This is a genomic window from Acidovorax sp. IB03, from assembly GCF_016406015.1.
GTDB classification, from domain to species: domain Bacteria; phylum Pseudomonadota; class Gammaproteobacteria; order Burkholderiales; family Burkholderiaceae_C; genus Acidovorax; species Acidovorax temperans.
The window spans coordinates 112,637-135,175 of sequence record NZ_JAEFCH010000007.1; the positions used below are offsets into that span (position 1 = coordinate 112,637).

The 22,539-nt window shown below is 65.6% G+C and carries 15 protein-coding genes and 1 pseudogene; 7 read left to right on the plus strand and 9 right to left on the minus strand.

The genetic code is table 11. The features are described from left to right. The first annotated feature begins 4 nt into the window (after positions 1-4). Together IHV84_RS06185 and IHV84_RS06190 are read left to right on the plus strand one after the other, a co-directional pair. Complete coding sequence (locus IHV84_RS06185; protein WP_198846258.1) at positions 5-2,068, plus strand: VC_2705 family sodium/solute symporter; 2,064 nt, start codon at positions 5-7, stop codon at positions 2,066-2,068. A gap of 121 nt (positions 2,069-2,189) precedes the next feature. After that, entirely contained in the window at positions 2,190-2,675 is a 486-nt protein-coding gene (locus IHV84_RS06190) for a hypothetical protein (RefSeq protein WP_198846229.1), read from the plus strand. Between the two features lie 101 nt (positions 2,676-2,776). On the opposite strand, the gene IHV84_RS06195 is transcribed toward IHV84_RS06190, so the two are convergent. The 3 genes from IHV84_RS06195 to IHV84_RS06205 all read right to left on the minus strand — a co-directional run bounded on the left by IHV84_RS06195 (position 2,777) and on the right by IHV84_RS06205 (position 4,713). Then, positions 2,777-3,133, minus strand: coding sequence for an FKBP-type peptidyl-prolyl cis-trans isomerase (locus IHV84_RS06195; RefSeq protein ID WP_044399919.1), 357 nt, complete (start codon positions 3,131-3,133; stop codon positions 2,777-2,779). A 104-nt stretch (positions 3,134-3,237) separates the two neighbouring features. Beyond that, a complete protein-coding gene (locus IHV84_RS06200) occupies positions 3,238-3,549 on the minus strand; it encodes a helix-turn-helix domain-containing protein (RefSeq protein ID WP_044399922.1) in 312 nt (103 codons plus the stop codon). Between the two features lie 240 nt (positions 3,550-3,789). After that, positions 3,790-4,713 (minus strand): LysR family transcriptional regulator, encoded by a 924-nt coding sequence (locus tag IHV84_RS06205; RefSeq protein WP_198846230.1) that lies wholly within the window; start codon positions 4,711-4,713, stop codon positions 3,790-3,792. Positions 4,714-4,824: 111 nt separating this feature from the next. Here IHV84_RS06205 and IHV84_RS06210 point away from each other — a divergent pair, with 111 nt between their 5' ends. The 3 genes and pseudogenes from IHV84_RS06210 to IHV84_RS06220 form a co-directional block, all read left to right on the plus strand. Next, positions 4,825-5,808, plus strand: coding sequence for a hydroxymethylglutaryl-CoA lyase (locus tag IHV84_RS06210; RefSeq protein WP_370541207.1), 984 nt, complete (start codon positions 4,825-4,827; stop codon positions 5,806-5,808). 18 nt (positions 5,809-5,826) lie between these two features. Continuing rightward, positions 5,827-7,062 (plus strand): CaiB/BaiF CoA-transferase family protein, encoded by a 1,236-nt coding sequence (locus IHV84_RS06215; RefSeq protein WP_198846231.1) that lies wholly within the window; start codon positions 5,827-5,829, stop codon positions 7,060-7,062. A 114-nt stretch (positions 7,063-7,176) separates the two neighbouring features. After that, positions 7,177-7,665 (plus strand): annotated as a pseudogene (locus IHV84_RS06220) (Bug family tripartite tricarboxylate transporter substrate binding protein); the annotation flags it as partial. Between the two features lie 87 nt (positions 7,666-7,752). Here the strand turns inward: IHV84_RS06220 and IHV84_RS06225 are convergent. From IHV84_RS06225 to dnaG, 4 genes are all read right to left on the minus strand, one after another. Continuing rightward, positions 7,753-9,327: a methyl-accepting chemotaxis protein gene (locus IHV84_RS06225; RefSeq protein WP_198846232.1), complete on the minus strand. Its 1,575-nt coding sequence runs from the start codon at positions 9,325-9,327 to the stop codon at positions 7,753-7,755. Between the two features lie 66 nt (positions 9,328-9,393). Next, positions 9,394-10,404, minus strand: coding sequence for a tripartite tricarboxylate transporter substrate-binding protein (locus IHV84_RS06230; protein ID WP_198846233.1), 1,011 nt, complete (start codon positions 10,402-10,404; stop codon positions 9,394-9,396). A gap of 521 nt (positions 10,405-10,925) precedes the next feature. Then, entirely contained in the window at positions 10,926-13,307 is a 2,382-nt protein-coding gene (gene rpoD, locus IHV84_RS06235; RefSeq protein ID WP_198846234.1) for an RNA polymerase sigma factor RpoD, read from the minus strand. A gap of 375 nt (positions 13,308-13,682) precedes the next feature. Next, positions 13,683-15,710 carry a DNA primase gene (dnaG, locus tag IHV84_RS06240; protein ID WP_198846235.1) on the minus strand — a complete coding sequence of 676 codons (2,028 nt, stop codon included), beginning with the start codon at positions 15,708-15,710 and terminating at the stop codon, positions 13,683-13,685. A 157-nt stretch (positions 15,711-15,867) separates the two neighbouring features. On the opposite strand from dnaG, the gene IHV84_RS06245 reads away from it, so the two are divergent. Both IHV84_RS06245 and IHV84_RS06250 read left to right on the plus strand, forming a co-directional pair. Continuing rightward, a complete protein-coding gene (locus tag IHV84_RS06245; RefSeq protein WP_198846236.1) occupies positions 15,868-17,514 on the plus strand; it encodes an acyl-CoA synthetase in 1,647 nt (548 codons plus the stop codon). A 51-nt stretch (positions 17,515-17,565) separates the two neighbouring features. Continuing rightward, on the plus strand, positions 17,566-19,269 hold the full coding sequence (locus IHV84_RS06250) for a Na/Pi cotransporter family protein (RefSeq protein WP_198846237.1): 1,704 nt from the start codon (positions 17,566-17,568) through the stop codon (positions 19,267-19,269). Between the two features lie 149 nt (positions 19,270-19,418). On the opposite strand, the gene IHV84_RS06255 is transcribed toward IHV84_RS06250, so the two are convergent. Next, on the minus strand, positions 19,419-20,969 hold the full coding sequence (locus IHV84_RS06255; protein WP_198846238.1) for an alkaline phosphatase: 1,551 nt from the start codon (positions 20,967-20,969) through the stop codon (positions 19,419-19,421). 42 nt (positions 20,970-21,011) lie between these two features. Continuing rightward, positions 21,012-22,538 carry a diguanylate cyclase gene (locus IHV84_RS06260; protein ID WP_198846239.1) on the minus strand — a complete coding sequence of 509 codons (1,527 nt, stop codon included), beginning with the start codon at positions 22,536-22,538 and terminating at the stop codon, positions 21,012-21,014. Position 22,539: the final 1 nt, after the last annotated feature.

Genomic DNA, 22,539 nt, shown 5'->3' on the forward strand with positions numbered 1-22,539 from the left:
CCGTTTGCCCGCCTGGCTGCGGCCTCACCAGTTTTTCATCTTGTACGTGCTGGGGGTGCTGGGCTTTCTGGCACTCATGACCTGGGCCGAAAGCCAGGGGCTGTCGCGCCACTGGATCGGTCCGATCTTTCTTTTCCTCACCGTGATGGTGTACGCCGGCATCGGTGTGTATGGCCGCACGTCAGACTCCGACGAGTACTACGTAGCAGGCAGGCGCATACCGCCCATGTACAACGGCATGGCGGCCGCCGCCGACTGGATGAGCGCGGCCTCGTTCATCAGTCTCTCGGGGGCGCTGTACTTGCAGGGCTTTTCGGGTACTTCGGGGCAGGCCGGTGGGCTGGCCTACCTGCTGGGCTGGACGGGCGGGTTTTGTCTGGTGGCGATGCTGATTGCACCGCACCTGCGGGCCATGGGGCTGTACACCGTGCCCGATTTTTTCCATGTGCGCTTTGGCGGGCGCTGGCCGCGCATCATTGCAGCGCTGGCGGCGGTGATGTGCTCGTTCACCTACGTGGTGGCGCAGATCTATGGCGTGGGGTTGATCGCTTCGCGCCTGACGGGGGTGCAGTTCGAGATCGGCATCATGCTGGGCCTGGGGGGCGTGCTGCTGTGCTCGTTTTTGGGCGGTATGCGTGCCATCACCTGGACGCAGGTGGCGCAGTACGTGGTGCTGCTGCTGGCGTTTTTGATTCCCGTGTCGTGGCTGGCCTACAAGCAGCTGGGCAACCCCATGGCCCCAGCCGTTTATGGCGAGCAGATCAGCAAGATTGCAGAGCTGGAAACCCAGCTTCTTGACTCGGCGGCAGAGCACCAGGTGGTGCAGGCCTACCTGCGCCGCGCCAAGGAAATGGAGGCGCGCCTGCAGGATGTGGAAGGTGCGCTGGAGCGTGAACGCGAACTGGGGCGCGAGCGCATTCGGCAGTTGCGTGCGCAAAACGCCGATGTGGGGCTGATTGTTTCGGCCAGCCGCGAACTGGCCGCCTTGCCGCGCGACGTCGCCTCTGCCCGCGAGCGCTGGACGCGTGAAATGCACGAGAACTACGAGCGGGCCAAACCGCTGGGTGGCCTGCCGCCGCACAGCCAGGCCTATGCGGGCGACCCCAACGGCACGCCCGAAGAGCAGCGCGAATACGAATTGGCCCGCCGCAACTTTCTGGCGCTGATGTTCTGTTTGATGGTGGGCACGGCAGGGTTGCCGCACTTGCTCACCCGCTACTACACCTCACCCACGGTGGCTGGAGCGCGGGCCTCGGTGGCGTGGTCGCTTTTTTTCATTGCCTTGCTGTACCTGAGCGCGCCCGCCCTGGCGGTGCTGGTGAAGTTCGAGGTCATGCAGAACCTGGTGGGCAGCAGCTTTGAAGCCTTGCCCAACTGGATGGCCCAGTGGGCGCGCGTGGACAGTTCCCTGTTGTCCATCGAAGACGTGAACGGTGATGGCATCGTGCAGTTTGGCGAGATTCGACTGGGCGCTGACCTCATCATGCTGGCCACGCCCGAACTGGGGGGGCTGCCCTACGTGGTGTCGGGGCTGGTAGCGGCGGGGGGGCTGGCCGCGGCGTTGTCCACCGCTGATGGCTTGTTGCTCACCATCAGCAACGCGCTGGTGCGCGACCTGTACTTCCGCGGCACCAAGCGCGATGCATCGCCCGAGCAGCGGGTGATCTTGACCAAGTTCACCCTGCTCACGGTGGCCTTGTCTGCCGCCTTTGTCGCGGCGCTCAAGCCGTCAGAGATTTTGACCATGGTGTCTGCCTCGTTCTCGCTGGCAGCTTCGGCGTTTGTGCCGGTGATGGTGATGGGTATCTTCTGGCGCGGCACCACGCGAAAGGGGGCCGTGGCAGGCATGCTGGCGGGCCTGGGGGTGGCGGTGTACTACCTGCTTTCACACGTACCTGCCGTAAGGGGTGCGCTGCCTGGCTGGCTGCTGGCCGATGGTCTGTGGTTTGGCATCCAGCCCATCTCGGCCGGGGTGTTTGGGGTGCCGGCCGGTTTTGTGGCGGCAGCCGTGGTGAGCCGCATCACCCGCCCCGCGCCCGTGCCCACAGGCGTGCGCCTGGAAATCTGAACCAATAGCCTTTTGGGACGGGGGCTTATGGATAAACCCCGATACCCAATTGTCACCAAGTGTGCCACTCTGTGGGGAAGGCTGTGGTCAGTGTTGCAGCCCGTTCATTTCCAGGAGCCCCATGGTTTTCGTCAAAACGCAGGCAGGTCAAGAAGCATTGAAAGATCGGCACGGCGGCCTTTCGTCCAGGCAACGCTCTGCGTTCATCTTGTTCGATGGCAAGCGCACCCTGAGCGAGGTGCTGGCTGCCACCGCCGCCATGGGCATCACCCAGGACGATGTGCAGACCATGATTGCCCAGGGCCTGCTGGCCCCAGCCGGGGGTGCTTCACTGCCACCAGCGGCCGACCAGGGTGGGGCGGGTGTCACTCCCCCGGCGGCACAGTCGGGTTCTAGTGAAACTGCCCGGTCCTCACAGCAGCGCTACAAAGACGCTTACCCGGTGGCCACCGCCATGACAGCTGCCATGGGCCTGCGCGGCTTTCGGCTCAATCTGGCGGTTGAGTCTGCCTCCAGCTTTGAAGACCTGGCCGCATTGGCCCCCAAGATCAAAGAGGCGGTGGGAGAAGAGAAGTACGAGCCTTTGCGCAAGGCCCTGTTTGGCTGAGCGACGGCGTTGCGCGCCGGCATCGCCTGAATGCTCTGTCCCATGAAAAAAGCCAACCCGATGGGTTGGCTTTTTTGCGTTTGGCGAAGTGCGCGGGTGACTCAGCGAACCTTCAGCAGTTCCACATCAAACTTCAGCGTGGCGTTCGGGGGGATGACGCCGCCAGCGCCGCGGGCGCCGTAACCCAGGGCTGCGGGGATGATCAGCGTGCGCTTGCCGCCAATTTTCATGCCCTGCACGCCTTCGTCCCAGCCCTTGATGACCATGCCAGCGCCCAGAGAGAACTCGAACGGGTCGTTGCGGTCGCGGCTGGAGTCGAACTTGGCGCCTTGCTCACCGTTGTTGTACAGCCAGCCGGTGTAGTGCACCGACACGTTGTTGCCCTTGGTGGCTTCGGCGCCTTCGCCCACGGTGGTGTCTTCGTATTGCAGGCCAGAGGCGGTGGTGGTGAGGGCCATGGTATATCCTTTGCTATTGAAATGGTAGCTAGTGGCGCTTGCTGGACAAGCGCTAGAGGGTGTTTTTGCTGAAACCGACTGCCCGCGATGGGGCAGGTGTTCTTTCAGGCGGCTTTCTTGGCCCGGCCGGCGACCCAGCGGGTGGCAAAGGCCTGCACATCGTTCAGGCGCTTGAGCAGGTCGGCCCCGGCGGCGGTCACGGTGTAGCCGTCAGCGCCATGGTCCAGCAGGCCAGCTTCGCGCAGTTCCTTGATGCGGGTGTTCAAGGTGTTGGGGGTGATGCCGCCCACGCTGTCTTGCAGCAGGCGGAAGGTTTGGGGGTGCCCGTCGCGCAGGGCCCACAGCACGCGCAGCGCGTAACGGCATTCGAGCCGTTCGAACAGCTGGTGGATGGCGGCGTTTTCTTTGGAGCTCATGGATGCTTCTCCTTGCGCGAGGTATTGGATCGGTTATTTGGGAGCAGGGCGCCGGGGCGGCCCGCCAATGCGCTCAGACTATAGCGCGGAACCCATTTTGCTACAAGTTTGGTAGCTCACAAGGCAATGTGCATATGCCGTAGACCGGTGATTTTGGGGCTTGTTTTTAGCAGGATTTTGCAGGGCACTGGGCCCCCGTGCAGGGTGGTTTAGCCCCTGGCTGGGGGTGTGGTGCGAAGGCTACGCCAGCGCCTCTGGCGCCTCGTGGGCCGATGCGCGCGCCAGGTGCTGCACCAGCAGTTGGGCCGCAGGCGAAAGGGCCTGCTCGTCGCGGTAGCAAATCGCAAACCGGCGCTGCGCCCACGCATCGCTGAGCGGCACGATGCGCACCGGGGCGGTCTGCGCAAAAGGGGCTGCCACCTCGCGCGGCACCACGCTGATGGCCAGGTTGGCCCGCACCACGCGCAGGGCCGCGTCAAAGTTGGACACCAGCACCCGGTGGGCCAGCGTCTTGCCTTCCACCGCCGCTGCGCGCGCCAGCAGCACCTGCACCGCGCTCAGGGCGGGCATGCTCACAAATTCGTAACCCAGCACATCGGCAAAGCGCACCGTGGGTAGCTGCGCCACGGGATGCGACTCGTGCGCCACGATGGCCAGGTGGTCGCTGCGGTAGTTGCGGGTTTGCAGGCCGCTCAGGTCGGCTGCGTCCCAGCAGATGCCGATGGACGCGCTGCCCTCGCGGATGCCCTGCACCACGTCGGGGCTCACCCGCTCCTCCATGCTGATCTGGATGCTGCGGTGGGCCGGGTCTTGCAGAAACGCCGCCACGTCATCGGCCAGCGATTCGGCCATGACCGAGGCCGTGACCAGCATGCGCACATGGCCCCGGGTGCCGGTGGCATATGCGGCCATGTCGCGCTCGATCTGCCCCACGCTGGCCAGCATGGTGCGGGCGTGCTCCAGCAGTGTTTCGCCCGCCGGGGTGGGCACCACGCCCCGGCGCTTGCGCAGCAGCAGTGGCGTGCCCACGGTGTCTTCCAGCTGGGCCAGCCGCTTGCTGATGGCCGAGCCCACGATGGACTCCTGCTCGGCCACCCGCGCAATGCTGCGCTGGTCGCACACGGCGGCAAACAGGCGCAGGGTTTGCAGATCAAGATCGCGCATGGGTTGTGATGTTCCTTTCGGGAATCATAAGGGTTCCAAAATTGATTTTCTGATTCAAAACGGAATTTCTAGAATCACCTGCATGCTTCCAACGCTTTCGGAGACAGCCCTGTGAACCCATCTTTACCCGGCGGGCCCGCATCCGCCGTTGCGGCCACTGGCCCCACCCACGCCGTGGTGCGTGAAGTGGGCCTGCGCGATGGCCTGCAGAGCATCGCCCGCGTTCTGCCCACCGCGCAGAAGATTGAATGGGTGAACGCTGCCTACGCCGCCGGGCAGCGCGAGATCGAGGTGGGTTCTTTCGTCCCCGCCCGTCTGCTGCCCCAGCTGGCCGACACGGCCGAGGTGCTGGCCCACGCGCAAACGCTGCCGGGCCTGTGCGCCTCGGTGCTGGTGCCCAACTTGGAAGGGGCCGAGCGCGCGCTGGAATGTGGCGCGCACCTGATGGTTGTGCCCTTGTCGGCCAGCCACGCCCACAGCCTGGCCAACCTGCGCAAGACCCCTGACGAGGTGGTGGCCGAGGTGGCCCGCATTCGCGCTGCGCGCGATGCGGCCGGCAGCGCCACGCTGATCGAAGGCGGTGTGGGCACCGCCTTTGGCTGCACGCTGCAGGGCGAGGTGGCCGAGAGCGAAGTGCTGCGCCTGATGCAAGCCCTGCTCGACGCCGGTGCCGACCGCGTGAGCCTGGCCGACACCGTGGGCTTTGCCGACCCGGCCAGCGTGCAGCGCCTGTTTGCCAAGGCCCGCGCCCTGGTGGGCGACCGGCTGGCCTGCGCGCACTTTCACGACACGCGCGGCATGGGCCTGGCCAATGCCTACGCCGCCTGGCAGACCGGAATCACCCGCTTTGATGCCTGCCTGGCGGGCATTGGCGGCTGCCCCCACGCGCCCGGTGCCAGCGGCAACGTCACCACCGAAGACCTGGAATACATGCTGCAGCGCATGGGCGTTACCACGGGTGTGGATGTGCCCGCGCTGCTGGCGCTGCGCCAGCGCGTAGCCCGCTGGCTGGCGGGCGAGACCCTGCACGGCGCCCTGTGGCAGGCGGGCCTGCCCCGCCACGCACAGCCCACCCTGGCCGCTGCAGCGGTTTGATTTCTGTATCGTTCGCCCATGACAAGTACCACCTCTCCTTCTCCGTCCGAATCACCCAAATCGTCCGCAGGCTCCTTGCCCCTGGCGGGCCTGCGGGTCGTTGAATTCACCCACATGGTCATGGGGCCCACCTGCGGCATGGTGCTGGCCGACCTGGGGGCTGAGGTCATCAAGGTTGAGCCCGTAGAGGGGGACCGCACCCGCCACCTGCTCGGTGCGGGAGCGGGCTTCTTCCCCATGTTCAACCGCAACAAGAAAAGCATTGCGCTGGACCTGCGCAACCCCGAAGCGCTGGAGGTCGCCCGCAAGCTGGCTGCCTCCGCCGACGTGGTGGCGCAAAACTTCAAGCCCGGTGTGATGACCAAGTACGGGCTGGATTACGCCGCGCTTTCGCAGATCAACCCCCGCCTCATCTACGTGAATCACACGGGCTTTCTGGCCGGGCCGTACGAGCACCGCACCGCGCTCGATGAAGTGGTGCAGATGATGGGTGGCCTGGCCTACATGACGGGCCGCCCCGGCGACCCGCTGCGCGCAGGCAGCAGCGTCAACGACATCATGGGCGGCATGTTTGGTGCCATTGGCGCCATGGCCGCGCTGATGCAGCGCGGCATCACCGGGCGCGGGCAAGAGGTGGACTCGGCCCTGTTCGAGAACAACGTCTTCCTCGTCGGCCAGCACATGATGCAGTACGCCGTAACGGGCCAACCCGCCGCCCCCATGCCCGACCGCATCTCCTCGTGGGCGCTGTACGACGTGTTCACGGTGAAAGAGGGCGAGCAGATCTTCCTGGCGGCCGTGAGCGATGCGCAGTGGGTCACCTTCTGCGACGCCATGGGCTATGCAGACCTGAAGGCCAATCCGCAGCTCGCTACCAACAATGATCGTGTGCGCGCCCGCCCCACGCTGATGCCCGACCTGCGCCAGCGTCTGGCACACCACAGCGCGGCCGAGCTGGCCGCCATTTTTGAAAAGCACGGCCTGCCGTTTGCCCCCATCTCGCGGCCCGAGCAGTTGCTGGACGACCCGCACCTCAACGCCACCGGCGGCCTGGCCGACATCACCCTGCCCGATGGCGAGCGCGCCGGGCAAACCGCCCGCACCACGCTGCTGCCCCTGGCCATGAACGGCCAGCGCCTGGGCGTGCGCCTGCAGCCCCCGGTGCTGGGCCAGCACACGGCGGACTTGATGCAAGAGCTGGGCTACACGCCCGAGCAGGTGCAGGCCCTGCAGCAAGCGGGCGCCGTGGCCTGAGAGGTACGACGGGCAGGTACAACGGGCCGGTACAACGGGCAAACAGAGCCCTGCCAGCCCCTGATTCACAACAACAACGGAGACAAGACCATGACGACACCCACCTCCAAGCCCACCATCCTGCACCTGGGCGCGGCCATGTTTGTGGACCAGGCCAAGCTCGCCATTCAGCACATCCCTTACAAGGGCATGGGCCCGCTGATGAACGACGTGCTGGGCGGCCAGGTGCAACTGGCGGTGGTGGCCGTGGCGCCAGCGGCCGCGCACATCAAGTCGGGACCGCTGCGCGCCCTGGGCGTGACGACCAGCACGCGCGTGGCCTCGCTGCCCGGCGTGCCGACCATTGCCGAGCAGGGCCTGCCCGCCTACGAGCTGGACGGCTGGATTGCCCCCGTGGGCCCCGCTGGCCTGCCCAAGACCGAGCTGGCCCGGCTGTACAACGCCTTCAAGGCAGCGATGGAGATGCCCGAAGCGCGCGATGCGCTCGTCGCCCAGGGCTACGAAATCAAGCTCACCCCGCCCGATGCCGCCGCCGCCTTCTTCCGCAGCGAAGCCGCGCGCATGGCGCAGGTGGTGAAGAACGCCAACGTGAAGCTGGATTGAGCGGTTCCAGGGGCTTAAAGCCTTTTAGGCCTCCAGCGCTTATCTGGAAAGCGCTGGCAGCTATGAAAAAGTGAGCTAGGGGGCCGTTCACCGCAGCAAGGCGGTGGCCTGGCCGCCTTGGCGGCGCAGGCGGAACACGGCCACGGCCTGCACCAGCTCGCGCGCCTGGGTGCTCAGGCTGCCGGCTGCGGCGGCGCTTTCTTCCACCAGGGCGGCGTTTTGCTGCGTGGCTTCGTCCATGCGCACGATGGCCTGGGTCACGTTCAGCATGTCGTTGGTCTGGCTGCTGCTGGCGTGGCTGATTTCCTGCATCAGCTCGCTCACGCTGCGAATGGACGACACCACCTCGGCCATGGTGCCACCGGCGTTGTGGGCCAGCTCGGAGCCTGCCTGCACCCGCTCCACACTGGCCTGGATCAGGGTCTTGATCTCTTGCGCGGCGCCCGCGCTGCGCGTGGCCAGGTTGCGCACCTCGCTGGCCACCACGGCAAAGCCCCGGCCTTGCTCGCCCGCACGGGCAGCCTCCACGGCCGCGTTCAGTGCGAGGATGTTGGTCTGGAAGGCAATCGAATCGATCACGCCGGTGATGTCGGCAATGCGGCGCGAGCTGTCTTGAATCCCTTGCACCACCTGCACCATCTGCTCCACCACCGCGCCGCCACGCTCGGCCACGGCCGAGCCATTGCGGGCCAGGTCGCTGGCGCGCTGGGCCGTGGCAGCGTTTTGCTGCACCGTGGTCTGCAGTTGCTGCATGGACGCCGCGGTTTCGTCGAGCGAGCTGGCCTGCTGCTCTGTGCGCGCGCTCAGGTCGGCATTGCCCTGCGCAATCTCTGCGTTGGCGCTGGCCACGCTTTCGGCGCTGCTGCGCACGCCCGAGACCACGTTTTCCAGGTTGTCCTGCATGGCCTTGAGGGCCTGCAGCAGCCGGGCGGGCTCGTCCTGCCCGTCCAGCGGAATGTCCGAGGTCAGGTCGCCCGCCGCCACCTTGTGCGCAACGGATACCGCCTCGCGCAGTGGCCGCACCACCGATCGCGTCAGCACCAGCCCGGCCAGCACGCCCAGGCCCGTGACCAGGCCCAGCGCCACCAGGCTGCTGACCAGCGCGTTGCGCGCATCCTGCGCGGCTGCCTGGGCAATGGCGGCGCTGCTGGCGGCCACCTGTTCGCTCAGCGCCGTGAGCAGCTTGGCCGGGCCCTGGTCGATGTCGGCCACGTCGGCATCGCCCGCTGCGGGCACAAAGCCGAGCGACTGGAAAACCTCAAACCCCTTGCGGTAGCCCTGTGCCATCTGCGCGTGGGCGTCGGTGAACTTCTGCAGCGCGGCACGCTCGTTGGCGTCGCTCAGTTGCGGCTCCAGCGCACGGGCGGCGTCGGCCACGCGCTTTTCGCTGGCCTGGAAGGCTGCCCAGTGCAGTTCGCGCTTGCGCGAGTCTTCACCGCGCAGCAGGGTGTTCTTCCACTCCAGCACCTGGGTTTTGAACTCGCTTTCCATGCGGCTCACGGCGCGCTCTTGCGCCACGCGTTGCAGCACGGTGCTGTCGTAGGTACCCAGCGTGCGGTACAGCGTGGCAATGCCGAACAGCGCCGCGCCCAGCAGCAGGGCCAGCACCAGGCCCAGGGCCGTGGCCATGCGTGCACCGATGGAGTGGTTGGACAGTTTCATGGGTCAACTCTCTGAATCAATGGGACGCTTGCCCCGGTATCGCGCCTGCAGCCCAGTGCAGGGCCATCAGGCCTTGAGCTTGAGCAGGTACACCATCACGCGTGCGGTGGTCAGGTCCAGCTCCAAGAATTCGCTCAGGTCCTTGCCCGACAGCCACGAGGCTTCCCAGCGGTTTTGCTTCAGGGTTTGCAGCCAGCTTTCGTGGTGCGTGGCCTGTTCCACGGCGGCCAGCAGCTCGGCGGTGCGGGCGGGGCTCACGTCCTTGCCGGTGAACACGCCGCGCCAGTTGGCCATCACCGCGTCAATGCCCTGGTCCTTGAAGGCGGGGATGCCAAAGGCATTGCGCCGGGCCGATACGCCCACAGCCCGCAGCTTGCCCGCGGCCAGCGCGTCGCTGAATTCGCTGTAGCCCGACAGGCCCACGGCTGCGTCGCCTTTGAGCAGCGAAGCCACCACCTCGGGGCCGCTGGCAAAGGGGCGGTACACCAGCGCTTCGGGCTTGGCCTTGGCCGCGCGGGCCAGCACGCCGGCGTAGATGTGGTCCACGCCCCCGGCCGAGCCACCGGCCACCGGCAGGGCGGCCAGGTCGGTGCGCATGGCGTTGGCCAGGTCCTTGCCCGTTTTGATGGAGGAGGCGGCGGGCACGGCCGCGATGAGGTAGTCGCTGGTCAGGCGGGCCAGGGGCTGGATGTGGCCCAGGTCCACCGCCGGCTTTTGCGGGGCCACCGCGCCCACCATCACCATGCCGCCCATCAGCAGGGTGTTGGCATCGCTGCCGTATTTTTCCGCGTACTTGGCCAGGCCAATGGTGCCGCCCTTGCCGCCGATGTTTTCATATTCCACCTGGTCTGCCGCGCCCACAGCCTTGAGGGCGGCGCCCAGCGCACGGCCCGTCTGGTCCCAGCCGCCGCCAGGGTTGGCGGGAATGACGATGCGCAGCGTGCCCGCTACCTTGGCCGCCTTGGCGGCAGGCGCGGCTGCGCGGGCGGCAGTGGCTTGCGCCAGGGCTGCGGGTGCCAGCGGGGTCAACAAGGAGGCCAAAGCGGCGCTGCGGGCGAGGATCTGTCTGCGTTGCATGTGAAAAAACCTTGGGTGAGGGTGGGGTGTGAATGCCGCGCCGGGCGCCATCAACACGAGCCATGGGTAGGGGGCGGGCACGGTGCGCTGCATTCTGTCTCCCAACGATGACAGCTCAAGCCCTTGCCAGGTCATGCGGTGGCCGCACCAAACGCCTGGATGTTTTTGTAGTGCCGTTAATACTGACTTGCAAAACTGTCAATTGGCTGTCCCTTGGATTAGGGTATCCCCTGAATCCGAAGTGCCTTGGTGTGACTTGCAACGGTGTTCTGTGGGACGTAGCCGGGCCATGAAATGCTGTGCCTGCGCGCAGGGCTGGCGCCAGTCTCATAGTGTGTTGCTATGAAAATAATAGCTGCTGGCGCTTATCTATCAAGCGCCAGGGTGCATTTTTGCTTCAATCGGGTGGCCGTGGCGATGCCGGTGCCGGGGGCGCCAGCGCCAGGCACAAAAAAGCCCACCGGCCTGTGCAAGGGCGGTGGGCTGGTGTCTGGGCAGCCGGGGCTGCTCAGAAAGGGCTGTTACAGCGAGTCGATGAAGCTGCGCAGCTTGTCCGAGCGCGAAGGGTGCTTGAGCTTGCGCAGCGCCTTGGCTTCTATTTGGCGAATGCGCTCGCGGGTCACGTCGAACTGCTTGCCCACTTCTTCCAGGGTGTGGTCGCTGGTCATTTCGATACCGAAGCGCATGCGCAGCACCTTGGCTTCGCGGGGGGTCAGGCCATCAAGGATGTCCTTCACCACATCGCGCAGGCCGGCCTGCATGGCGGCTTCGATAGGCGCGGTGTTGGCACCGTCCTCGATGAAGTCGCCCAGGTGGCTGTCGTCGTCGTCCCCGATCGGCGTTTCCATGGAGATCGGCTCCTTGGCGATCTTCATGATCTTGCGGATCTTGTCCTCGGGGATTTCCATCTTGGCCGCCAGGATGGACGCATCGGGCTCGAAGCCAAACTCTTGCAAGTGCTGGCGGCTGATGCGGTTCATCTTGTTGATCGTCTCGATCATGTGCACCGGGATACGGATGGTGCGCGCCTGGTCGGCGATCGAGCGGGTGATGGCCTGGCGAATCCACCACGTGGCGTAGGTCGAGAACTTGTAGCCCCGGCGGTATTCGAACTTGTCCACCGCCTTCATCAGGCCGATGTTGCCTTCCTGGATCAGATCGAGGAACTGCAGGCCACGGTTGGTGTACTTCTTGGCAATCGAGATCACGAGGCGCAGGTTGGCCTCGATCATTTCCTTCTTGGCATCGCGCGAGGTGGCTTCACCTTCGTTCATGCGCTTGTTGATGCCTTTGAGCTCGGCCAGTGGCACAACCACGCGCGACTGCAGGTCGATCAGCTTTTGCTGCAGGTCCTGGATGGGCGGAATGTTGCGGCCCATCACGGCAGACCAGGGCTTGCCAGCGGCGGCCTGCTTCTCGACCCACTGCAGGTTCAGCAGGTTGGGCGGGAATTCCTTGATGAACGTCTCTTGGGGCATGCCGCACTTGTCCACGATGATGCGGCGCAGCTCGCGCTCCTTCTTGCGCACATCGTCCACCTGGCCGCGCACCATGTCGCACAGCTTTTCGATGGTCTTGGCGGTGAAGCGGATGGTCATCAGCTCTTCCGACAGGGCGGCCTGGGCCTTCATGTAGGCCGGGGTGCCGTAGCCTTCCTTGTCGTAGGCCTTGTGCACCTTCTCGAACAGTTCGCGGATGCGGTCGAAGCGGCGCAGCGCTTCGTTCTTGAGTTCTTCCAGCTTCTTGGTCAGTGCCTTGCTGCCGCCTTTGCCGTCGTCATCGTCGGCTTCGTCGAATTCGTCGAAGTCTTCTTCGGCCACATAGTCATCGGCCTCGTTGGGGTTGGAGAACCCGTCCACGATGGTCGAGATGACGACCTTGCCTTCGCGGATCTCTTCGCCCATGTTCAGGATTTCGGCGATGGTGGCGGGCGATGCGCTGATCGCTTCCATCATGGCCATCAGACCGCCTTCGATGCGCTTGGCGATTTCGATTTCGCCTTCGCGGGTCAGCAATTCCACCGTGCCCATTTCGCGCATGTACATACGCACGGGGTCGGTGGTGCGGCCGAATTCCGAGTCCACGGTCGAGAGCGCGGCTTCGGCCGCTTCTTCGGCCTCTTCTTCGGTGGCGCCAGCGGGGGCGTTGTCCGTGATGATCAGCGCTTCGGCGTCAGGGGTTTGCTCGTACACCGCCACGCCCAGATCGTTCAGGGTGGTGATAACGGCTTCGAGCGTTTCGGCATCGACCAGCTTGTCGGGCAGGTGGTCGTTGATTTCTACGTGCGTGAGGTAACCGCGGGTCTTGCCCAGCTTGATCAGCGTCTTCAGGCGCGAGCGGCGCTTTTGCAGGTCTTCTTCGGACAGGACCGTTTCGTCCAGGCCGAATTCCTTCATCAAGGCGCGTTCCTTGGCCTTGCTGATCTTCATGCGCAGCGGCTTGACCTTTTCGACCGTGGCTGCTGCTTCGGTGGACTCTTCGACTTCGCCTTCCAGATCGGCTTCGATGTCGGACAGGTCGGCGTCGTCGCCCACGTCATCGCTGGCAGCTGCGGCTTTGGGCTTGCGGCCACGCTTGGCGGGGGCCTTGGCTTCGCCACCAGCAGCGGCTGCCTTGGCAGGGCGGCCGGGCTTTTTCTTGGGGGCTTCTTCGTCGTCAGTGGCCGCGGCGGCTGCCTTGGCGCGCGCAGGCTTCTTCTTCAGCAATTCATCAGCAGCTTTGATCAGCTCGGCAGTACTTTTGACAGACACGTTATTCACTTTCTTGGCGTCCGCAGCCTCGGCAGCAGCAGCGGCCTTTTTGGGCGCGGCTTTGGCCGGTGCTTTGGCAGCGGTTTTGGAGACAGCCTTGGCGGCGGTGTCTGGAGCAGTCTTGGGCGGCTTCGCGGACTTTTGAGCGGGCATGAAAAACCTCAGATTCAAAAACTGACACAAAGAAAACGCTAACGAACGCCACAGATCCCGGCGCGGGTGGCAACGCCAAAGCAGTACGGCTTGGCGTTTTGAGGGGAGACCCTCAGGGGCAAGATGTCTGGGCGATCATTTGGTGTGCAGTCCTTGCGATAAGTGGGCCTATCCGCGCTGAGGTGCGCGCGTGTCAGGGGGCCCGGCTCGGAGGTGCTGCTGTCGCTCTTGCCGATGAACCTTACATTATACCAAGAGGGGTAAATTTCAAGGGCTTTTTGCTGTAATTCTCAGCCGTTGGGGCCTGCGGTGTGCCTTTTTGTTTTTGGTGCGTGGATGGTGGCCTGCGCGCCGCCACGCCCCTGCACCGTTGCGTTACTTGGGGGCTGCTGGTTCTAGCGCGGCCTTGAGTGCACGCCATTGAGTATCAAGTTCTTTGAAGCGGTTCAAATCGTTTTGAGCGCTGGCGAGGTTGCGCTGCTTTTCGATCTGCTCCAGCTGAATGCGCGTTAGCAGGTCGCTCAGCTCGGCCCGCAGCTCCGCTACGTCGCCTTCGGTTTGCGCATGGGCGCCAGTCATCACCTTCACGGCCACGGCCTCGCACTCGTGTCCGCGCAGGCTTTCACGCAGCACGGCCCAGGGCTGGGGGCCATGCTCGTGAAACTGTGCCTCCAGCCACGCGAACAGGGGGCCGTGCGGCGCCGGCTGGGCGCACAGCGCGGTGTGGTCTTCTTGCGCCAGGTGCTCCAAAAAGCCCATGTGCGACAGCAGCAGCCGTGCGGCATGGTCCACCCTGCTGGCCATGGGGGTGGCGGGCAGGCGGGGCTGGGGCGGCCAGGGGCTGTCGTTGCGCTTTTTCCATGGGCCCTTGCCTTTCCAGTCGCCTTTGCTCTTCCAGTCTCCGCTCTTGCGGTAGGGCGCGCTGGTGGATGGATAGGCGCTGCCGTAGTTCGCGTCGTAACCGGCATCGGGGCTGCCTTGCCAGGGTGGGGCGCCGTCGGCGCCAGCGCCCCACGGGGAATCGTCGGTGGGGTGGGGCTGTGCATGGGCAGCGTGCCCTGCGCCCGCGCCAGCAGGGGCGCGGCGGTGCGTGTCGTGGGCCGATGCCTGGCTCCACAAGGCCGCCAGGTCGTTGGCGGGCAGTTGCGTGAGCTGGGCCAGCTCGCCCAGCAGCTGGCGGCGCAGCACGCCGTCGGGCAGGGCAGACCACAGAGGGCGGGCGTTGCTGGCCATGTGGGCGCGGCCCTCGGCGGTGGCCAGGTCGCAACCGTCGCTGGCGGTTTCGATCAGGAAGCGGCTCAGCGGCATGGCCTCGGCAATGCAGCGGGCGAAAGCGTCGGCGCCGTGCTCGCGCACATAGCTGTCGGGGTCGTGCTCGGCGGGCAAAAACAGGAATTTGATGCTGCGCGTATCAGTGGCGTGGGGCAGGGCACCATCGAGCGCCTTACGTGCCGCGCGGCGCCCGGCAGCGTCGCCGTCAAAGCTGAACACCACGGCATCGGTAAAACGCAGCAGCTTTTGTACATGCTCGGGTGTACAGGCGGTGCCCAGCGTGGCCACGGCGTTGGGAAAGCCCAGTTGCGCCAGGGCCACCACGTCCATGTAGCCCTCGGTCACCAGCGCATAGCCCGCCTCGCGGATGGGCGTGCGGGCCTCAAACAGGCCGTACAGCTCGCGGCCTTTGTGGAAGACCGGGGTTTCAGGTGAGTTGAGGTACTTGGGTTTTTCATCGCCCAGCACCCGCCCGCCAAAGCCAATGCATTCGCCTTTGACGTTGCGGATCGGAAACATCACCCGGTCGCGGAAGCGGTCGTAGCGCTTGCCGCCGTCTTCTTCGTTGACGATGACCAGGCCGCTTTCTTCCAGCAACGGGTCGTCGTACGCCGGGAACACGCTGGCCAGGCTGCGCCAGCCCTCAGGGGCGTAGCCCAGGCCATAGCGCTTGGCCACATGGCCTGACACCCCCCGTGCCTTGAAGTAGCCAATGGCGCGCTGCGATTCGCGCAGGTGGCGGCGGTAGGCGTCGGCGGCTTTTTCCAGCACATCGGTCAGCGTGGCCTGCTTTTGGCGGGCGGCAGCGGCGCGTTCGCGGTCTTGGGGTGAGATGTCATCGTCAGGCACCTGCAGGCCCACGCTCTGGGCCAGGTCATTCACCGCTTCGATGAAACCCATGCCCGCGTGGTCCATCAGAAAGCTGATGGCGTTGCCGTTCTTGCCGCAGCCAAAGCAGTGGTAGAACTGCTTGGAGGGGCTCACGCTGAACGAGGGCGACTTTTCCCCGTGAAAGGGGCACAGCCCCATGAAGTTGGCGCCCCCTTTTTTGAGCTGCACATAGCGGCCCACGATATCGACCACGTCGACGCGCGAGAGCAACTCCTGGATGAACGACTGGGGGATAGACACGCGCGTATTTTCCCCCATGGCTGGCCGCGGCAGAGCGGTTACAAACCAAAGACCCGGCCGCCCTTGTCCGGCGCCCCGACGCGGGGCTTTTCAGCGCCCTGTCAGCCGGGGGCGCTCTAATGGCCGATTCCCTGTTTTCAGCCTGAGGATGGATGTGATGACTTCGAAGTACGACCAGCACCTGCCACGCAACCCCGCCAACTTTGCGCCGCTGTCGCCCCTGGGCTTCATCCAGCGCACGGCCGAGGTGTACCCCGAGCGCCTGGCCATCGTGCACGGCAGCCTGCGGCAGACCTGGAGCCAGACGTACACCCGCTGCCGCCAACTGGCCAGTGCCCTGCAGCGCGCCGGCATCGGCAAGAACGACACCGTGGCCGTCATGCTGCCCAACACCCCGCCCATGGTCGAGGCCCACTTTGGCGTGCCCATGGCCGGCGCGGTGCTCAATGCCCTGAACACCCGGCTGGATCCCGAAACCATCGCCTTCATGCTGGACCACGGCGAAGCCAAGGCCGTGATCGTGGACCCCGAGTTCAGCGGCACCATGGCCAAGGCGCTGGCCTTGCGCCAGGCCACCACGCCGCTGCTCATCGTGGAGGTGCAAGACGAGCTGTACGGCGCGCCTGCGCAGTCGCTCCATGGCACAGACTACGAAGCCTTCCTGGCCAGTGGCGATGCGCAATTTGCCTGGGAGCTGCCCGCCGACGAGTGGGATGCCATTGCCCTGAACTACACCAGCGGCACCACCGGCAACCCCAAGGGCGTGGTCTACCACCACCGCGGCGCAGCCACCAACGCCATCAGCAATGTGCTGGAGTGGGACATGCCCAAGCACGCGGTCTACCTGTGGACCTTGCCCATGTTCCACTGCAACGGCTGGTGTTTTCCGTGGACGGTGGCGGCCCGCGCGGGTGTGAACGTGTGCTTGCGCCGGGTGGAAGCCCAGGCCATCTTCGATGCGATCCGCAACCACGGCGTCACGCATTACTGCGGCGCCCCCATCGTGCACGGCCTGCTGGTCAACGCCCCTGATGCGATGAAGGTGGGTGTGCCTGCGGGTGTGAAGGCCATGGTGGCGGGCGCTGCGCCACCGGCCTCGATGATCGAAGGCATGGAAAAGATGGGATTCGATTTGACCCATGTGTACGGCCTGACCGAGGTGTATGGCCCGGCCACGGTGTGCGCCAAGCACGAGGCCTGGAACGACCTGGACATTGGCGAGCGCGCCCGCCTCAACGCGCGCCAGGGCGTGCGCTACCACCTGCAGCGAGACGTGCGCGTGCTGGACCCCGAAACCATGCAGCCCGTGCCGTGGGACGGCGAGACCATGGGCGAGATCATGTTCAAGGGCAACATCGCCATGAAGGGCTACCTGAAGAACCCCAAGGCGACCGAAGACGCCTTTGCGGGCGGCTGGTTCCACAGCGGCGACCTGGCCGTGCAGTACCCCGACGGCTACATCAAGATCAAGGACCGCAGCAAGGACATCATCATTTCGGGCGGCGAGAACATCTCGTCCATCGAAGTGGAAGACGTGCTCTACCGCCACCCTGACGTACTGGCCGCCGCCGTGGTGGCCAAGCCCGACGCCAAGTGGGGCGAAACGCCTTGCGCCTTTGTGGAGCTGAAGGCCGGCGCCACCGCCACGCCTGAAGACATCGTGGCCCACTGCAAAAAGCACCTGGCCGGCTTCAAGGTGCCGCGCGCCGTGGTGTTTGGCGAGCTGCCCAAGACCAGCACCGGCAAGATCCAGAAGTTCGAGCTGCGCAAGCAGGCGGGCTCGGCCACGGCGATTGACGTGTGAGCATGGGGGGGCTGTCTGGGCACAGCCTGCCGCTGATGGCTGCATGAAGGCATGACAGCGCCTGTGTCTTACGGCACCCTGTTCGTTTCTCTGCTGGGTGGCCTCGGGTTGTTCCTGCTCGGGATGACCATGCTGACCGATGGCCTCAAGCTGGCGGCTGGCCGGGCGCTGGAGCGCATGCTGGAGGCCTGGACGCGAACCTGGCTGCATGGGCTGTTCACGGGTGTTTTGCTGACGGCACTGGTGCAATCTTCCACGGCCATGACCGTGGCAGCCATTGGTTTCGTCAACGCCGGGCTGCTGAGTTTCACCTCGGCGCTGTGGGTGGTGTTCGGCTCCAACTTCGGCTCCACGGTCACCGGCTGGCTGGTGGCGTGGCTGGGCTTCAAGCTGAAGATTGAAGCGTTTGCCCTGCCGTTCATCGGCATTGGCATGGCGCTCAAGCTCACGGGCGAGGGCTCGCGTCGCGGTGCGCTGGGCATGGCGGTGGCCGGGTTTGGCCTGCTGTTTCTGGGCATCGACATGCTCAAGCAGGGCTTTGAGGGGCTGGGGCCACAGGCTCTGCCCTCGCTCAGCGGCGATGCCGCAGGCGTGACCCTGTCGGTCTTGGTGGGGGTGCTGCTCACCATCGTGCTGCAGGCTTCCTCGGCCACGCTGGCCCTGGCGCTCACGGCCGTGGGTGGGGGCATGATGCCTGTTGAGGCGGGGGCTGGCATCGTGATTGGCGCCAACGTGGGCACCACGCTCACGGCCATCCTGGCTGCGATTGGCGCCACCTCCAACGCCCGCCGCTTGGCGGCCGCGCATGTGCTGTTCAACGTGCTGACGGCCGTGGTGGCGCTGGCGGTGTTCTCGCCGTTGCTTGACCTCATCCATGCGTTGGGCGTCTGGCTCACGGGCAGTGGTGATGCCGTGATGCAACTGGTGCTGTTCCACAGCCTGTTCAACTTGCTGGGCGTGTTGCTGATGCTGCCGCTGTCGGCACCGCTGGTGCGTTTTCTGCTGGCACGTTTCCACTCAGCAGACGAGGATGCGGCACGGCCTCGCTACCTGGACCGCAACGTGGCGGCCGTGCCTGTGCTGGCGCTGCAGGCGCTGCGCCATGAGCTGGCGCGCATGGGCAGCCTCGCGTTTGCGCTGGCGCGTAACGCCACGCCCGCCCATGCGCAGGGCGATGTTCGCCTGGCCCAGCAACTGGGCACGGTGGAGCATTTGCAGCGCGCCATCGGCGCGTTTGTCAGTGAGGTCAGCCGCCAGCAGATGCACCGCGATGTGTCCGCGCAGTTGCCAGAGCTGTTGCGCATTGCCACGCACTTCGACACGCTGGCGCGCGTGATGCACCACATAGGCCTGCAGCGCCCTGTACCAGGAACGCACCCGGGCATTGAAAGCCTGGTGCAGCCGGTGTTTGATGCGGCGCGGGCCTTTTTTGAAGCCGCCGACCCCGAATCGGCCAACGCTCCCGCGCAGGCTGGCGGCCCTTGGCTGGCCCTGGAGGCGCGTGACACGTTCGAGGATGCGTACCAGATGGCCAAGGCGGGTTTGCTACAGGCCGGCGCAGGTGGCACGGTGGATGTGGTGGCGGTGTACGAGCACCTTGCCCGGCTCAGCGATCTGCGCCGGGCGGTGGGGCAGGGGTTCAAGGCCGTGCAGCGCATGGCGGCTTTGCCGGAGCTATCGACGCTCGGCCATGGCGCACCCACGCGGCCCGCGGCCGAGTCCGACAGCGGGCGGAGCGTCGAGTCTGCGGAATAGCCCAATGGCGCAAAGCTGCTTGATTGCTATGTTTTTCATAGCTGCTAGCGCTTTGGTGTAAAGCGCTAGAGGCCATTTCTATTCAAAACCTTGGTTTCCGTGAGGCACGGCCGCACCCCGCCCGGCAGTCTGATGGTGCGAGCGGGCCCTCAGGCGCGCACGGGGCCGGGCTTGCGGTCTTGCACCACAAACCGGGCCAGGGTGTGGGCGCTGCTGTGCGGGTCTAGGGGGTTGTCCACCGCGCGCAGGGTGGTCGTCCATTGCTCTGGGGTGATGTCTGCCAGCCCGTAGCCCCGCTCTTCGCAGCGGGCCAGCAGCACATGCGGGTTGTGGCGGGCAATGGCGTCCACCTTGTCTTGTGTAGTGCCCGCGCGTGAGCTGATGGAGGTGCCGCAGAACTCGGTGGCCAGCACATGCCGGTCGCCGCCAGCACCCGGTGCGTGCACGTTGCACACATAGTTTTGGTGAATGTCCCCGCCCAGCAGCACGGTGTTGCGCGGGCTGTGGCGCTGAACGGATTGCAGCAGGCGTTCGCGCGCTGCAGGGTAGCCATCCCACCCGTCGGTGGCAACCTGGCCGCTGGGGTAGCGGCGGGGCGAGAACAGGGTTTGCTGGGCCAGCACGCTCCAGCGGGTGTGGTCGTGCTTCGCATCTGCGGCCAGGCCCTCGCCCAGCCACTGTTCCTGCGCAGGGCCCAGCAGGCTGCGGGCGGGGTCGGCCAATTCGGCGCAGTCGGCGGGGCGCACGCTCCCCGCGTTGGTGGCGCCGGGTTTGCGGCATGCCTGCAGGGCGCGGTGTTGGCGGTCATCCAGCAGGTGCAACTGGGCGAGCCGCCCCCAGGGCAGGCGGCGGTACACCTGCAGCCGGTCGAACTGCGCGCCCGCCACGGCCGTGGCACGCAGGGGCATGTTTTCGTAGAACGCTTGCCAGGCTGCAGCGCGTTGGGTCAGGAAGGCCGCGGCATCGGCCTGTGCATTCGTGCCCCCTGCATAGTCGTTTTGCACTTCGTGGTCGTCCCAGGTCACCGCCCAGGGGCAGGCTGCGTGGGCGGCCTGTAGCGCGGGGTCGCTCTTATGCAGGGCGTAGCGGTCGCGGTAGTCGGCCAGCGTGGTGGCGTAACGCAGGGTGTGGGTACGTGCCAGGCCGTCGGTGTTTTTGGGCGTGGCGTATTCGTAGATGTAGTCGCCCAGAAACAGCACCAGATCAGGCTGGTCGTTGCAGACATGGCGCCAGGCGGCGTAGTGGCCATGCTCCCACCGCTGGCACGACGCAAACGCCACGCGCAGACGCCCCGGCAGTGCATGCAGGGCGGGTGCCGTGCAGGTGTGGCCGGTGGCGCTGGTGGCCTGCCCCAGCATGAAGCGGTAGTGGTACCAGCGGCCCGGCTCCAGCCCACGCACTTCCACATGCACGCTGTGGCCGCGTTCTGGTGCTGCGGTGGCCTGGCCCTTTTGCACGATGCGCGCAAATCCTTCATCGTGTGCCAGCTCCCAGTGCACGGTTTGGGCGGGCAGGGGCTCGCCGGGTGAGGGCAGCAGCCGCGTCCACAGCACCATGCCATCGGGTGCAGGGTCGCCGCTGGCAACTCCCAGCGCAAAAGGGTTGGCAGCCAGGGGTGTGGGCTGCAACCATGCCCACCGGGGCAGAGCCGTGGCTGCAGCCGCCAGGGCGGCACGCTGGACCCACTGGCGGCGCTGCATGGGCAAACGGGCTTGTGAACGGCTGGGAGCGCCGGGGCTGCGTCAGGCCGCCATCACGCGGTTTTTGCCCGAGCGCTTGGCCAGGTACATGCTCTTGTCAGCACGCTGGAGCGCATCCATGCTGGTTTCGCTGTCGTGCAACTGGGCCACACCGGCGCTGAAGGTGATGAGGATTTTTTCGCTGCCCTGCAGGAAGAAGCGCGTGGTCAGCTCACGTTGCAGCCGGGTCATGGCAGCCACGCCGCTTTCTACATTGGTGTCTGGCAGCAGCAGCACAAACTCTTCACCGCCATAGCGGGCCAGCAGGTCTTGCGGGCGCATCACCTCGCGGGTGACCTGGGCCAGGTGCACCAGGGCAGCGTCGCCCACGGTGTGGCCCAGTCGGTCGTTGATGCTCTTGAAGTTGTCGATGTCGAGCAGCGCCAGGCACAGCGGGCTGCCCAGGCGGCGCGAGCGGGCAATCTCGCGCTCCATGGCTTCGTCCAGTCCCTTGCGGTTGAGGGTGCCCGTCAGCGGGTCGTGCCGCGCCTGGGTGCTGGCGCGTTCGAGTTCCTGTTGCAGCCGGGCCACTTCGGCATGCTTGGCGTCGGTGCGGTCTCGCAAGTCCTGCAGCTCGGTGTGGGTGAGTTTGGTATCCAGCGCCATGGCGCGGGTGGCGGACATCACCTCGGCCAGCACCGGGGCAATTTCTTGAATGCTGGAGGCCTTGCCGATCAGGTCGGCGCAGCGTTCCATGGTCTCGTGATACGTGGTGCTGGAGGCCGTCATCTGCGCCAGGCGTTCGATGAACGTGGCCAGCATGTCCTTCATCTGCTCCTGGGCTTCGGCGGCGCGCGCCTTGGCTTCGGTCTGTTTGAAGATCACGTCCTTCAGGCGCAGTTGTACATCGTCCAGGCGCCGCAGCGTCAGCGGTGGAGTGGAGGCCGCCATGAGCGATTCGGCCTGCCCGCGCAGCCAGCGGTCGTCCACACTGAGCACTGCGATGTTTTCAAAAATCATGTGCAGCAACTGCAGCAGGCTGGCGCGGATGGCGGCCTGATCCTCCGTGGCAAACGAGAGCCGGTAGGTGAAGTTGCTGAGCATGAGCTGCACGGTAGACAGCGGCGGATCGGGCTCGCGCAAGAAGGTGATGAGCTGCGTCGCCATGTCGTGCACTCGGGCGTCGTCTTCGCCCAGCGCTGGCAGCGTGTTGTCAATCAGTCGCGCGAGTGCCTCGGCAAATTCAGCGGGAAGAATGTGCACCGCCGCAGGTTCGCTCACCACAGGCGTGGCCGCCACAGGGCTGAGCCCCAGGTTGGCGTAGCCCACCAGCACGCTTTGCAGTGCCGACCAGTCTTTGGTGGCGATGGCTCTCTCAAATTGGGTGAGAAGCCGTTTTTGCCCCGGGGTTTGCGCAGGCAGCACGCGCTGGATGCTGCTTAGCTGCGCATCCGGAAAGGGCTGGGAACTGCGGCTGCCCGCAATTTCGTCGTAAATGGCGAGGTAGTTGTCCGGGGTGGGTGCCAACCGGCGGGTGGCCAGTTGCTTGAGCGTTTCACGCGCGATTTCGTAGGGGGGACGGTCTGCCATG

Excerpts from the sequence above, each read along its gene's own strand:
- IHV84_RS06225 (WP_198846232.1), bottom strand. The coding sequence starts at position 9,327 with ATGAAACTGTCCAACCACTCCATCGGTGCACGCATGGCCACGGCCCTG.
- IHV84_RS06200 (WP_044399922.1), bottom strand. The coding sequence starts at position 3,549 with ATGAGCTCCAAAGAAAACGCCGCCATCCACCAGCTGTTCGAACGGCTC.
- IHV84_RS06260 (WP_198846239.1), bottom strand. The coding sequence starts at position 22,538 with ATGGCAGACCGTCCCCCCTACGAAATCGCGCGTGAAACGCTCAAGCAA.
- IHV84_RS06195 (WP_044399919.1), bottom strand. The coding sequence starts at position 3,133 with ATGGCCCTCACCACCACCGCCTCTGGCCTGCAATACGAAGACACCACC.
- IHV84_RS06230 (WP_198846233.1), bottom strand. The coding sequence starts at position 10,404 with ATGCAACGCAGACAGATCCTCGCCCGCAGCGCCGCTTTGGCCTCCTTG.
- IHV84_RS06245 (WP_198846236.1), top strand. The coding sequence starts at position 15,868 with ATGACTTCGAAGTACGACCAGCACCTGCCACGCAACCCCGCCAACTTT.
- IHV84_RS06255 (WP_198846238.1), bottom strand. The coding sequence starts at position 20,969 with ATGCAGCGCCGCCAGTGGGTCCAGCGTGCCGCCCTGGCGGCTGCAGCC.
- IHV84_RS06190 (WP_198846229.1), top strand. The coding sequence starts at position 2,190 with ATGGTTTTCGTCAAAACGCAGGCAGGTCAAGAAGCATTGAAAGATCGG.
- IHV84_RS06205 (WP_198846230.1), bottom strand. The coding sequence starts at position 4,713 with ATGCGCGATCTTGATCTGCAAACCCTGCGCCTGTTTGCCGCCGTGTGC.
- IHV84_RS06250 (WP_198846237.1), top strand. The coding sequence starts at position 17,566 with ATGACAGCGCCTGTGTCTTACGGCACCCTGTTCGTTTCTCTGCTGGGT.
- IHV84_RS06215 (WP_198846231.1), top strand. The coding sequence starts at position 5,827 with ATGACAAGTACCACCTCTCCTTCTCCGTCCGAATCACCCAAATCGTCC.
- rpoD (WP_198846234.1), bottom strand. The coding sequence starts at position 13,307 with ATGCCCGCTCAAAAGTCCGCGAAGCCGCCCAAGACTGCTCCAGACACC.